Consider the following 13,091-nt stretch of genomic DNA (forward strand, 5'->3'; position numbering starts at 1 on the left):
TGTGCTGAACACACCGGAGGTATCGCCGGCGGGCCGCAACGTCCTGACCGCGGCCGTGATCGTGGTCGCGCTGATCCTGCAGGTGTCGGTGGCCAACCGGCTGCCGCTGCCCGGGGGCGTGACGCCCGACCTGGTGCTGCTGACCGTCGTGGCGCTGGCGCTGGTCAACGGCTCGCTGACCGGCCTGGTCGCCGGGTTCTGCGCGGGGCTGGCGGCCGACATCATCCCGCCCGCCGACCACACCATCGGGCGGTACGCGCTGGTCTACTGCCTGATCGGCCACATCTGCGGGCTGGCGTCCGACGAGATGGACCGCCAGTCGCTGGTGCCGTTCTTCGCGGTCGCGGCGGGCGCCCTGGTCGCCACCGTGCTGTACGCGGCGACGGGCATGCTGCTCGGCGACCCGCGCGCGAGCTGGACGATCGTGTCGCGGATCGTGCCGTTGCAGGTGCTCTACGACGTGATGGCCAGCCCGTTCGTGGTGTGGGCGGTGCTACGCGTGACCCACCGCTTCGAACGCGGCGAACGGTCCTCCAGGGACCGGTCCATGCTCCCCGCCGCCCGCTACCGCAGTGGAGTGGGGACGCGGTTGTGAATTCCAGGACCCACTTCCGGCTCGTCGTGCTGTACGTCCTCTTCGGGGCGATGGTGCTGGTCCTGATGGGGCGGTTGTGGACGATGCAGGTCCTCGACGGCGCGCACTACCGGCAGATCGCCGCCGAGAACCGCACCCGCGACATCGTGGTGCCCGCCGTCCGCGGCATGATCCTCGACGGCACGGGCCGGCCGCTGGTCCGCAACCGCACCGCGCTGGTCGTGTCGGTCGACCGCACCTCGCTGTCGCGGCAGAAGGACAAGGGCAAGGGCGTGCTCGCCCGGCTCGCCGCGACGCTCGGCACCTCGACCGCCGAGCTGGAGAAGCGCATCCGCCTCTGCAGCCCCACGGTCAAGCGGCCCTGCTGGCCGGGCTCTCCCTTCCAGCCGATCCCCGTCGACGACAAGGTCGACCCCAAGCGCGCACTGCAGATCATGGAGCGGCAGGAGGAGTACCCCGGCGTGTCGGCCGCGGTCCAGCCCGTCCGCGAATACCCCGAGCCCGAGGGCGCCAGCGCGGTGCAGGCCCTCGGCTACCTCCAGCCGATCACGCAGGAGGAGCTCGACAAGCGCAAGGGCCTCAAGGTCACCGGCTACAGCGGCGTCGACCTGATCGGCCGCGACGGCCTGGAGGCGACCTACGACGGCGACCTGCGCGGCGTGCCGGGCTTCCGCAAGGTCCTGGTCGACAGCCAGGGCCGCGTGACCGGCACCGCCGCGGAGAAGGCGCCGATCGCCGGCGGCAACCTGGTCACCAGCATCGACGCCAAGGTGCAGGAGGCGGCGGAGAAGGCGCTGGAGAACGGGATCAAGAACGCCCGCAGCCAGGGCCACAAGGCCGACTCGGCCGCCGCGGTCGTGATGGACGTGCAGACCGGCCGTATCGTGGCGCTGGCCAGCCACCCGACGTACAACCCGAGCGTCTGGACCGGCGGGATCTCCGAGGACGAGTACGAGGGGCTGCTCGGCAAGAAGAAGGGCGAGCCCCTGATCTCGCGGGCCACCCAGGGCCAGTTCGCTCCCGCGTCCACGTTCAAGGTCGCCACCCTCACCGGCGCGCTCGCCGACGGCTACGACCTGCACGCCACCTACAGCTGTCCCGGCTCCTACATGGTCGGCAGCCGCGCGTTCCGCAACTTCGAGGGCCAGGGCCACGGCAGCATGAACCTGCACCGCGCCCTGGTGGTCTCCTGCGACACGATCTTCTACAAGTTCGCGTACGAGGCGTGGCTGCGCGACGGCGGCATGAAGCCGAAGAAGAACCCGTCCGACCCGATCGTCAAGATGATCCGCCAGTGGGGCTTCGGCAGCCGCACCGGCATCGACGTGCCCGGCGAGACCACGGGCCGGATTCCCGACCGCAAATGGAAGCGCGACTACTGGAACGCCACCAAGGCCGCCGACTGCAAGGCGGCCAAGGAGGGCTACCCCGATCTCGAACGCAAGGACCCGAGCCGCGCCGCCTACGTCAAGCAGATCGCGGCCGAAAACTGCGTCGAGGGTTTCCAGTGGCGTGCCGGTGACGCGGCCAACCTCTCCATCGGCCAGGGCGACATGCTCGTGACCCCGCTGCAGCTGACCAGGGCGTACGCGGCCGTGGCCAACGGCGGCAAGCTGGTCGTGCCCCGGATCGCGCAGGCGGTCGTGCGCCCGGACGGCTCGGTCGCGCGCCGCATCGAGACGCCGCAGCCGCAGCGGCTGCCGGTGGACGCCAAGGTGCTCAAGTACATCCGCGACAGCCTGGCCGACGTGACCAAGTCGGGCACCGCGCGCGGCGCGTTCGCCGGTTTCGACCTCGGCAAGCTCCACGTGGCGGGCAAGACCGGCACCGCCGAGGTCTACGGCAAGGACGACACCTCGTGGTTCGCCTCGTACGCCCCGGCGAAGAAGCCGCGCTTCGCGGTGGTGGCGATGTTCTCGCAGGGCGGCACGGGCGCCTCGACCGCGGCGCCCGCCGTCCGGGAGATCTGGGAGGCGATGTACGGCCTGGGCAAGAAGAACAAGAAGCCGGCGCTCAAGGACGGCAAGCTCCCCGAGACCCTGCCCAGGCTGGGCGGCGGCACGGCCGGCCTCACGGGCCGCGGCGGCTCCGGAGCGACCTCATGATCGGCGGCATCGGGGGTCTCGGAGGTCTCGGCGGCGCCGGGCCGGTCGGCGGCTACGGCGAACGCGGGCTCTGGCGGCGGCGGCTGAGCAGCCTGCACAGGCTCGACTGGACGCTGATCCTCGTCGTGGTGGCGCTGTCGCTGGTCGGCGCGCTACTGGTGCGCTCGGCCACGTTCCAGCTCCTGACCGAGCAGGGCAAGGACCCCGAGGGCTTCCTCAAGCGCCACATCCTCAACCTGGTCATCGGGTTCGTGCTGGGCGGCGTGGTGACCGTGCTCGACTACCGGCTGCTGCGCGCGTACGTGCCGATCCTGTACGGGCTCGCGTGCGTCGGGCTGGTGCTGGTGCTCTCGCCGGTCGGCTCGACGATCAACGGGTCGCACTCGTGGATCGTGATCGGCGGCGGGTTCCAGATCCAGCCGTCGGAGTTCGCCAAGGTCGGCCTGGTGGTGCTGCTCGCCATGATCCTCGGCGAGCCGCGCGACGGCGAGGTCGGACCCGGACGGCGCGACATCCTGCTGGCGCTGGCCCTGGCCGGGGTCCCGGCCGTGCTGATCCTGCTGCAGCCCGACCTCGGCACGACGCTGGTCTTCGCCGCCGTGGTGCTCGGCATGCTGGCCGTGTCGGGCGTGCGGAAACGCTGGCTGGCCGGGCTGGTCGGCGGCGCGGTGGTGACCGCGTTCCTCACCTGGTTCTTCGGCCTGCTCAAGCCCTACCAGCTCGCCCGCTTCACGGCGTTCCTCGACCCGTCGGCCGATCCGCGCGGCGCGGGCTACAACGCCCAGCAGGCCCGGATCGCGGTCGGCTCGGGCGGCTTCACCGGCAAGGGGCTCTTCCAGGGCGAGCAGACCGGCGGCCACTTCGTCCCCGAACAGCAGACCGACTTCATCTTCACCGTGGCGGGGGAGGAGCTCGGTTTCCTCGGGGCCGCGGTGATCATCATCCTGCTGGGCATCGTGTTCTGGCGCGGGCTGCGGATCGCGACGCAGGCGGCCGACTTCTTCGGCACGCTGGTCGCCACCGGCGTGGTGTGCTGGCTGGGCTTCCAGACGTTCGAGAACGTCGGCATGACGCTCGGGATCATGCCGATCACCGGCCTGCCGCTGCCGTTCGTCTCCTACGGCGGCTCCGCCACGTTCGCCAACATGATCGCCCTCGGCCTGCTCCAGGCCGTCCACGTCCGCCGCCGGGCCTTCGACTGAGACCTCCTGGCCCGCCTGAAGCGGCCCGGCCCGGCCAAGCTGAAGCGGCCCGGCCGCAACCCGGCAACACGTCCGCCATCGCGCCGTACCCCCGTTGTTCCCGGGAGAACCGGGAGACGGGTGGGGGTAGGCTTGATTGTTCCCACGAATCCTTCCCCTGGAGGGCTCCCCATGCCTGTTGAGTCGATCTTCCCGCGCCTGGAGCCGGTGCTCCCACGCGTGCAGAAGCCGATTCAGTACGTCGGCGGTGAGCTCAACTCACAGATCAAGGACTGGGACGAGGCCGAGGTCCGGTGGGCCCTGATGTACCCCGACGCCTACGAGGTCGGGCTGCCCAACCAGGGCGTCCAGATCCTCTACGAGATCCTCAACGAGCGCGAGGGCGTGCTCGCCGAGCGCACCTACAGCGTCTGGCCCGACCTTGAGGCGATCATGCGCGAGGAGGGCATCCCGCAGTTCACGGTCGACGCGCACCGCCCGGTCGGCGCGTTCGACGTCCTGGGCGTCTCGTTCTCGACCGAGCTCGGCTACACCAACCTGCTGACCGCGCTCGACCTGGCCGGCATCCCGCTGGAGGCCGCCGACCGCGGCGACGACCACCCGATCGTGCTGGCCGGCGGGCACGCGGCGTTCAACCCCGAGCCGATCGCCGACTTCCTCGACGCGGCGGTGCTCGGCGACGGCGAGGAGATCGCGCTCGCGATCACCGAGGTCATCCGCGAGTGGAAGGCCGACGGCGCCCCCGGCGGGCGCGACGGGCTGCTGATGCGGCTCGCGGCCTCGGGCGGCGTGTACGTGCCGAAGTTCTACGACGTGACGTACCTGCCGGACGGGCGCATCCAGCGGGTCGCGCCCAACCGGCCCGGCGTGCCGTGGCGGGTCGAGAAGCACACCGTCATGGACCTGGACAAGTGGCCCTACCCCAAGAAGCCCCTGGTCCCGCTGGCCGAGACCGTGCACGAACGCTTCAGCGTGGAGATCTTCCGGGGCTGCACGCGCGGCTGCCGGTTCTGCCAGGCGGGCATGATCACCCGGCCGGTGCGGGAACGTTCGATCACGACGATCGGCGCGATGGTCGACGAGGGCCTCAAGCAGAGCGGCTTCCAGGAGGTCGGCCTGCTCAGCCTGTCCAGCGCCGACCACAGCGAGATCGGCGAGGTGGCCAAGGACCTGGCCGACCGGTACGAGGGCACCAACACCTCGCTGTCGCTGCCGTCCACGCGGGTCGACGCGTTCAACATCACACTGGCCAACGAGTTCTCGCGCGGCGGGCGCCGGTCCGGGCTGACGTTCGCGCCCGAGGGCGGCTCCGAGCGCCTGCGCAAGGTGATCAACAAGATGGTCACCGAGGACGACCTGATCAGGACCGTGACCACCGCGTACGAGAACGGCTGGCGCCAGGTCAAGCTCTACTTCATGTGCGGGCTGCCCACCGAGGAGGACGAGGACGTCCTCGCCATCGCCGACATGGCCAAGCGCGTGATCAAGGCGGGCCGGGACGCCACCGGCCGCCGCGACATCCGCTGCACGGTCTCCATCGGCGGATTCGTGCCCAAGCCGCACACCCCGTTCCAGTGGGCCGCCCAGTGCGACCACGAGACCGTCGACCGGCGCCTGAAGGCCCTCAAGGACGCCCTGCGCGGCGACAAGGAGTACGGCCGCGCCATCGGCCTGCGCTACCACGACGGCCAGCCGTCGATCGTCGAGGGCCTGCTGTCGCGCGGTGACCGGCGCGTCGGCCGGGTCGTCCGCGCGGTCTGGGAGGACGGCGGCCGCTTCGACGGCTGGAGCGAGCACTTCTCGTTCGAACGCTGGCTGGGGAGCGCCGCGCAGGTGCTGGCCGAGCACGGCGTCGACGTCGACTGGTACACCACCCGCGAACGCGACGAGGTCGAGGTGCTCCCATGGGACCACCTGGACGCGGGCCTGGACCGTGAATGGCTCTGGCAGGACTGGCGGGACGCGGTCGACGAGACCGAGGTCGAGGACTGCCGCTGGACGCCCTGCTACGACTGCGGGGTCTGCCCGACCATGGGCACCGAGATCCAGATCGGCCCCACCGGCAAGCGCCTGCTTCCGCTCTCTGTAGTCTGACCTCGTAGTACAGGACCGCCGCCGGCGACAAACGCAGCATCGCCGCGAGCCCCGTACTCTATAGGGAGACGTTTTCGACTCGACGCGAGTAGGAAGGACTAGTGCCCTGGCTCCCATGCCGGAGGGCCCTGCGCCGGCCCCTGTGACCCAACGCCTGCGCGTGCGCTATGCCAAGCGCGGCAGGCTGCGGTTCACAAGCCATCGCGACATTTCCCGGGCCGTGGAACGCGCCGTTCGGCGTGCCGGGATTCCTGTCGCGTTCAGCGCGGGATTCACTCCGCACCCCAAGATCTCGTATGCGGGTGCGGCGGCAACCGGGGTGGCCAGTGAGGCCGAGTACCTCGAGATCGGGCTCACCGAGCCCCGCGACCCTGCGCGGGTACGGGCCGATCTCGACGCCGCCCTGCCCGACGGTCTCGACATCGTGGATGTCGTGACGGTCCGGCCGGTGCGCACCGGTGAAGCCCAGGCCAAGCCGGGCGCGCTGGCGGATCGGCTCGAGGCGTCCGAGTGGCGGATCCGGCTGGACGGTGTCGCCTCCGACGACGCCGCCGCGGCCGTGGCCGCCTTCTTGGCCGCCACCGAGATCGAGGTGGAACGCCTCACGAAAAAGGGACGACGCCGTTTCGACGTCCGTGCCGCCGTGTCCGCTCTGGAGCTGGACCGGCGTGCCGAGGAGACGGCGGATGCCCCTTGTGCGATACTTCGAATGGTTGTTCGGCATACCACACCTGCCGTACGACCCGACGACATCCTCACCGGACTGCGCCAGGTCGCCGACCTAGCGCCGCCGTCACCGCCCTTGGTGACCAGGCTGGCGCAGGGGCCCCTCGACGCGGCCACCGGTGGCCTCGCGGATCCGCTGGATTCCGACCGGGAGAACGGCCAGCCGTCCGGCGACGAAGCCGGAGCGGCTTCGGGGTCCGCTCTCCCGATCTCCGGCGAAGCCGTGAGCGCGGATGTGGTCAGCGCCTGATCGAACGAGCCGAAGCCGTGGCGCCGCCACGGAACCGGCCCGCAGGGAAAGATCGGCGCACCCCCGACGACTTTGTCGTCGCTGCCGGGCCATGCCCGGACGCGACGGCGCCGACGACTGACGGAGTGTTCCCGTGCGGCGCACCGCACCGTACCGCCCGAGGCGGATACGGACGGTCGCGCCCGGGAGCCTGACGGGAGATTGCCCGAATGCTTGATAACGAAGCCGATTCGGCGAATGCCGAAGGCACCGATAACGCCACGACCGGCGCACAGCCGACCGGCGCGCAGCCGGCCGGTGTGAAGACCACCAGGACACGCCGCCGTGCGGCCAGCCGTCCGGCCGGTCCACCGCCCGAGATCGACGAGACCCCTCCGGCGGCGACCGCCCCCGGCACGAGCACCGCCGGGGCGGACCCCGCCCGGGCGACCACCGCCGGGGCGGAGACCGCGACCAGTGCGGCGGCCGCGGCGGCCGCCGCGTCGGAGACGCCGCCCCCGCCGCCACCGGCCGCGGCAGGCCCGGAGGAGGGCGCGTCCGAGGAGGCCGCGCCGCCCAAGAAGACCACCCGCACCCGCGCGACCCGCGCGAAGACCGCCAAGTCCAAGGCCAAGGCCGACGAGGCGCCCGCCGACCAGTCCACAGCCCCGGCCGCCGACGCTCCGGCCGCGGACGCTGACGCCCCGGCCGCCGAGTCCGCGGCCCCGGCCGACAAACCCGACAAGCCTGTCAAGGCCACCCGCACTCGTACGCGCCGCAAGAGCGCCGCCGAGGCTCCGGCCGTTCCCGCGGTGCCCGTCGTTCCTCCCGTCCAGCCGGAGGCCGAGGCGGACGAGGACGAGACGGCCGCCGGGGGAGTGCCCTCGGTGAGCTTCCAGCCGCCCATGGTCGTCTTCCAGGCACCGGAGCCCACCGCGGCACCGGCCAAGTCCAAGTCCAAGGCCAAGCCCAAGGAGGAGCCGAAGGACGAGGCCAAGGACGCCGAGCTCGCCGAGGACGAGACCGACGAGGCCGGAGCCGAGCACGACGAGCACGACGAGGACGACGAGTCGGGCGACCGCCCGTCGCGCCGCCGCCGCCGCAGGGGCGGCCGCGGACGTGGCCGCACCGGCAAGGACGGCGACGACGAGGGCGCCGACGAGGCCGAGGCCGACGAGCCCAAGGAGACGGGCACGAAGGCCACCCGTTCCCGCAAGGCCGCCCAGGAGGCCAAGGAGGAGCAGGCCGCCGAGAGCGACCAGGCCGATGAGGGCGACGACGACACCGACGAGGACGACTCGGCCGGCGGTTCGAGCCGTCGCCGCCGTCGCCGTCGCCGCCGTTCCGGCACCACCGACGCCGAGATCGTCGACGACCCGCCCAACACCGTCACCCACGTCCGCGCGGTGCGGAGCGCGGAGTCGCGCGCGGCCGAGGACGAGGTGCAGTCCGTCCGCGGCTCCACCCGCCTGGAGGCCAAGAAGCAGCGCCGCCGCGAGGGCCGCGAGCAGGGCCGCCGCCGCCCGCCGGTGATCACCGAGGCCGAGTTCCTGGCCCGCCGCGAGTCGGTCGAGCGCGTCATGGTGGTCCGCCAGGAGGGCGAGCGCACCCAGATCGCCGTGCTGGAGGACGACGTGCTCGTCGAGCACTACGTCAACCGCGCGACGCACCAGTCGTACGTGGGCAACGTCTACCTCGGCAAGGTCCAGAACGTGCTGCCCTCGATGGAGGCGGCGTTCGTCGACATCGGCAAGGGCCGCAACGCCGTCCTGTACGCGGGCGAGGTCAACTGGGACGTCGCCGGGCTGGAGGGCCAGCCGCGCCGTATCGAGTCCGCGCTCAAGTCCGGCCAGTCCGTCCTGGTCCAGGTCACCAAGGACCCGCTGGGCCACAAGGGCGCGCGCCTGACCAGCCAGGTGTCCCTCCCCGGCCGTTACCTGGTCTACGTGCCCGACGGCTCGATGACCGGCATCAGCCGCAAGCTGCCCGACAAGGAGCGCAGCCGGCTCAAGTCGATCCTCAAGAAGGTCATGCCGGAGAACGCGGGCGTGATCGTCCGTACCGCCGCCGAGGGCGCCACCGAGGAGGAGCTCTCGCGCGACGTCTCCCGCCTGGCCGCCCAGTGGGACCACATCCAGAAGCAGGTCAAGTCCGCTTCGGCGCCCTCCCTGCTCCACGGCGAGCCCGACCTGACGATCCGCGTCGTCCGCGACATCTTCAACGAGGACTTCACCAAGCTCGTCGTCGCCGGCGCCGGCGCCTGGGACACGGTCTCCGACTACGTCCAGTACGTGGCGCCGCACCTGGCCGACCGCGTCGAACGGTGGGAGGGCGACCAGGACGTCCTGTCCGCCTACCGCATCGACGAGCAGATCGCCAAGGCCCTCGACCGCAAGGTGTGGCTGCCGTCCGGCGGCTCCCTGGTGATCGACCGCACCGAGGCCATGACGGTCATCGACGTCAACACCGGCAAGTTCACCGGCCAGGGCGGCAACCTCGAAGAGACGGTCACCCGCAACAACCTCGAAGCGGCCGAGGAGATCGTCCGCCAGCTCCGGCTGCGCGACATCGGCGGCATCGTCGTGATCGACTTCATCGACATGGTCCTGGAGAGCAACCGCGACCTGGTCCTGCGCCGCATGGTCGAGTGCCTGTCGCGGGACCGTACCAAACACCAGGTCGCCGAGGTCACCTCGCTGGGCCTGGTGCAGATGACCCGCAAGCGGGTCGGCCAGGGCCTCCTGGAGGCGTTCTCGGAGACCTGCGAGTCGTGCAACGGCCGCGGCATCCACGTTCACCTGTCGCCGGTCGAGCCCAAGCCGGACGGCAAGACCGCCAAGGAGAGCGGGCGCCGCCGCAAGCGCAAGGGCGACATCGAGAAGGCCGTCGAGGACAAGCTCGCCAGGAACGGCAACGACGAGCCTGCCGAGGAGGCCGTCGAAGAGGCCGCCGAGGCCGCGGTCGAGGCCACCGAGACCGTTCCCGGCACCCTGGAGCCGGGCTCGGCCGAGGCCGACCTCAACGGCGCCGCCCCCGACGAGGAGGCCGCCGTCGGCAACGGCCGCCGCCGCAGCCGCACCCGTCGTCCCCGCGCCAAGGTCGAGACCGCGCCCGAAGACTGACGAAGACCTGTTTCAGCTATGGCCCCGGCTGCCCAGCCGGGGCCATAGCCGTCTCACACCGACTGCTCACGGTCGCGGCGGCACATCCAGCGGTCGCCGGGCCCTTCGGGCGCCCTCGGCAAAGGGAAGGCGGGCCCCGGAATCCGGGACCCGCCTCTCATCGCCGCCGCGAGTCAGCCGAGGCGGTCCTTGACGGGAGCGAACGTGACGTGCACGCGGTCGGCCTTGCGCCGCTGGCCCCGGTCGCCCGGCGTGGCCCTGAACTCCACGACCAGTGCCCCGCACACGGTCTTGACGTCGCGGTCGAAGACACGGAACTTGCCGCCCCTCTTGACGTCCCACGCAACGCGGGCCTGGATGCACGTGCCGTCGTTCCGCTGGTCCGACATGCGGCCCTTGACCACCTTGGTGGACGCGGTGCCCCAGGCGACTCCCCAGCCCCGGCGGAAATCGAACCGCCTGACCTTGGCGGCGCTCGCCGAGGCCTGTCCGGCGGCGACCTGTGCGGTGCCCACGCCAGCGTCCGCGTTGGCGGTCGCGGGAATGGCTGCCAGCGCACCGCCGGCCACCGCGAACGCGGCGGCGGCGGAGAGGAGACGGGTCTTCATAAGTTGCGAAGTCCTTCGGTCGAACGATCCTGAACCAGGGCAATCTAGATGATCAAGATCGTTCGCCGCATGAAGATCACCAAAGTCGGTATCCAGTGGTGATCCCGGGCGGCTGACCGCGCCCTCCGCCGCCGCCCGCCGCGCGGGCGTCGAAATCGGGTGAACTCCGCTACGGTCCTTCGTATGTCTGGAGATGACACCTCCCGAGCCGACGCCGAGTTCAAGCTCGCCGCGACTCGTTATGACGACGCGCGCAATCAGGAAGAAGAGGCCAGGGCCGCGCTCTTCGACGCCGCAGCGGAGGCCGTGCGCTCCGGTACGAGCGTCGAGGAACTGGCCGCCGAGACCCCGTTCAGCGTGGCCGAGTTCCGCCGCCGCCTCCGCGAGCGAGGCGTGTCATGACGGATCCGGACTCCCTAATCCGCCGCGTAGTGGCCAAGGCCCACGAGATCACCCCGCGACTACCTCCGGCCCTGTCACCCGCACAGATCGCCGTGGCCGAAGAGACGCTGGGATTCTGGCTGCCGCCTCTGCTCGCGCGGCTCTACCAGGAGATCGCCGACGGCGGCTTCGGTCCCGACTACCAGCTGTATCCGCTGAACGCGGGCGAGACCACCGCGGTGAACGTCTACCAGGCCGAACGCGCCGAGTCAGCGCGGAGCGAGGACCCGCATTGGCCCGCGGGCGTCCTGCCGATCCTCACCTGGGGATGCGGCATGTACGCCGCGGTGGACTGCGTGGACGCCCAGACCCCCGTCCTGCTCTTCGAGCCGAACGCGTTCGACGGCGACTGGGCGGAGACCTGGTTCGTCGACGCCCCGACGCTGGAGGACTGGCTGGAGAGCTGGCTGTCCGACACCGGCTGGTTCAGCGTCGACGGTCACGAGGCCGTCGAGGACCTACCGGAACCCACCCCCTGGACCCAGGCGACCGAACGCCTGTCGATCAGCCGCTCGTATCCCCGTACGACGTGAGCAGGCGGCTCAACATGGACGCGAGCCCCACGGTCTCTGCCTCGTCCAGCGCCTCCAGGAGGCGCGCCTCGCTCTCCAGATGCAGCGGCAGCACCCGGTCGATCACCTCCAGGCCGCGCGGGGTGAGCCGGATCTTGACCGAACGCCGGTCGCCCTCGTCCCGTACCCGGGTGACCAGGCCCTTGGCGTCCATCCGATCGACCCGCAGAGTCACGGCCCCCGTGGTGACCAGCGAGGCCTTGAGGAACGCGCCGGCGGTCAGCTCGTAGGGCTCTCCCGATCGCCGCAGCGTCGACAGCATGTCGAACTCGCCCGGCTCAAGATCATGCTGCGCCAGGAAGTCCTTGATCTCCTTGTCCCAGAGCCGGGAGAGCCGCATGACCCTGGCCACCACCGCGAGCGGCGAGACGTCCACGTCCGGCCGCTCGCGCCGCCATTGCTCGATCACCCCGGCCACCGCGTCGGCCATGGCACCTCCAATAGATGAGCGCTCATCTACTTGACACTCATGCAAGCGCTGATTATCTTAGCGCTCATCTTATCAGTGAAGGAGCCGACATGTCCTACCCCGACCTCCGCTACTTCGGTGACAAGGGCGAGATCAACGCGACCTTCCGTCCGGCCACCACCGCCCCGGACTTCATCTCAACCCCCGTGACCTCGACAGGCCCGACCGTCGGCCAGGGCACCGCCTACCACTACCTCTCCACCACGACCTCCACGAACGGGGAGTACGGCTTGTACCGGGTGGACATGGGTCCCGAGGTGGGCGGCCCGGCCACCCATTTCCACAAGGCGATGTCGGAGTCGTTCTTCATCCTGTCCGGCACCATGCGCCTCTTCGACGGCGAACGCTGGATCGACGCGACCTCCGGCGACTACCTCTACGTCCCCGTGGGCGGCCTCCACGCCTTCCGCAACGAATCGAACGAGCCCGCCTCAATGCTCATGCTCTTCGCCCCCGGCGCTCCCCGCGAGGAGTACTTCGAAGGCATCACCGGCCTAGCCGACATGACCCCCGAGCAACAAGCAGACTTCTTCACCCGCCACGACAGCTTCTTCGTCTAGAAACCCAGTTCCAAAAGCAAGGCCCTCGCTAACGCTCGGACAGCCCCATCGGGGCTCGCGCCCCGAACCCCAGGTGGTTTCAAGGGGTCGTTGCAACACGGGTTGGTCATGTTGTTGTGGTCATGAGCGTAGCGAGGCGTTGGGCTGGGGTGTCCCAGTCGAGGGTTTTGCGGGGTCGGCTGTTGAGTTGGGCGGCGACGGCGGCTAGGTGGTGGGGGGGTGGGCCGATAGGTCGGTGCCTTTGGGTGCCTCTGTGTTTGTCAAGGCGCCGTAGTGCATGTCGTAGTGTCGGCCGTGGCGGGTCTGGGAAGTGACTTGTCCGAAGAGTCGACCGTCGGGGTTGGGTCGGCTGCGGTGGATGTCAGAGT

At 70.6% G+C, this 13,091-nt stretch carries 11 protein-coding genes and 1 pseudogene; 9 read left to right on the forward strand and 3 right to left on the reverse strand.

The annotated features are described in order from the left end of the window. Window position 1: 1 nt before the first annotated feature. The 6 genes from mreD to ABD333_RS19005 all read left to right on the forward strand — a co-directional run bounded on the left by mreD (window position 2) and on the right by ABD333_RS19005 (window position 10,073). Window positions 2-595 carry a rod shape-determining protein MreD gene (gene mreD / locus ABD333_RS18980; RefSeq protein WP_344542614.1) on the forward strand — a complete coding sequence of 198 codons (594 nt, stop codon included), beginning with the start codon at window positions 2-4 and terminating at the stop codon, window positions 593-595. After that, window positions 592-2,700: a penicillin-binding protein 2 gene (mrdA, locus tag ABD333_RS18985; protein WP_344542616.1), complete on the forward strand. Its 2,109-nt coding sequence runs from the start codon at window positions 592-594 to the stop codon at window positions 2,698-2,700. The genes mreD and mrdA overlap by 4 nt, the downstream gene beginning before the upstream one ends. After that, a complete protein-coding gene (gene rodA, locus ABD333_RS18990) occupies window positions 2,697-3,902 on the forward strand; it encodes a rod shape-determining protein RodA (protein ID WP_344542618.1) in 1,206 nt (401 codons plus the stop codon). The genes mrdA and rodA overlap by 4 nt, the downstream gene beginning before the upstream one ends. A 171-nt stretch (window positions 3,903-4,073) precedes the next feature. Then, complete coding sequence (locus ABD333_RS18995; protein ID WP_344542620.1) at window positions 4,074-5,996, forward strand: TIGR03960 family B12-binding radical SAM protein; 1,923 nt, start codon at window positions 4,074-4,076, stop codon at window positions 5,994-5,996. A 115-nt stretch (window positions 5,997-6,111) separates the two neighbouring features. Then, on the forward strand, window positions 6,112-6,972 hold the full coding sequence (locus ABD333_RS19000) for a TIGR03936 family radical SAM-associated protein (RefSeq protein ID WP_344542622.1): 861 nt from the start codon (window positions 6,112-6,114) through the stop codon (window positions 6,970-6,972). Between the two features lie 209 nt (window positions 6,973-7,181). Then, window positions 7,182-10,073, forward strand: coding sequence for an Rne/Rng family ribonuclease (locus ABD333_RS19005; protein WP_344542624.1), 2,892 nt, complete (start codon window positions 7,182-7,184; stop codon window positions 10,071-10,073). Between the two features lie 173 nt (window positions 10,074-10,246). Here the strand turns inward: ABD333_RS19005 and ABD333_RS19010 are convergent, their stop codons facing one another. Next, complete coding sequence (locus ABD333_RS19010) at window positions 10,247-10,681, reverse strand: hypothetical protein (protein WP_344542626.1); 435 nt, start codon at window positions 10,679-10,681, stop codon at window positions 10,247-10,249. Between the two features lie 183 nt (window positions 10,682-10,864). On the opposite strand from ABD333_RS19010, the gene ABD333_RS19015 reads away from it, so the two are divergent. After that, window positions 10,865-11,083, forward strand: a complete 219-nt coding sequence (locus ABD333_RS19015) for a hypothetical protein (RefSeq protein ID WP_344542628.1) — start codon at window positions 10,865-10,867, stop codon at window positions 11,081-11,083. Continuing rightward, window positions 11,080-11,655 (forward strand): SMI1/KNR4 family protein, encoded by a 576-nt coding sequence (locus ABD333_RS19020; protein WP_344542630.1) that lies wholly within the window; start codon window positions 11,080-11,082, stop codon window positions 11,653-11,655. Before ABD333_RS19015 ends, ABD333_RS19020 begins: the two co-directional genes overlap by 4 nt. Here ABD333_RS19020 and ABD333_RS19025 read toward each other — a convergent pair. Continuing rightward, the gene (locus ABD333_RS19025) at window positions 11,627-12,124 is read right to left on the reverse strand and encodes a MarR family winged helix-turn-helix transcriptional regulator (RefSeq protein WP_344542632.1); all 498 of its coding nucleotides are present in this window, start codon (window positions 12,122-12,124) and stop codon (window positions 11,627-11,629) included. The genes ABD333_RS19020 and ABD333_RS19025 overlap by 29 nt on opposite strands. 89 nt (window positions 12,125-12,213) lie before the next feature. On the opposite strand from ABD333_RS19025, the gene ABD333_RS19030 reads away from it, so the two are divergent. Further along, window positions 12,214-12,723 (forward strand): cupin domain-containing protein, encoded by a 510-nt coding sequence (locus ABD333_RS19030; RefSeq protein ID WP_344542634.1) that lies wholly within the window; start codon window positions 12,214-12,216, stop codon window positions 12,721-12,723. Between the two features lie 106 nt (window positions 12,724-12,829). Here ABD333_RS19030 and ABD333_RS19035 read toward each other — a convergent pair. Next, a pseudogene (locus ABD333_RS19035) lies at window positions 12,830-12,969 on the reverse strand (IS30 family transposase); the annotation flags it as partial. Between the last annotated feature and the right edge of the window lie 122 nt (window positions 12,970-13,091).

The organism is Actinomadura fulvescens (assembly GCF_039533225.1).
GTDB lineage: Bacteria > Actinomycetota > Actinomycetes > Streptosporangiales > Streptosporangiaceae > Spirillospora > Spirillospora fulvescens.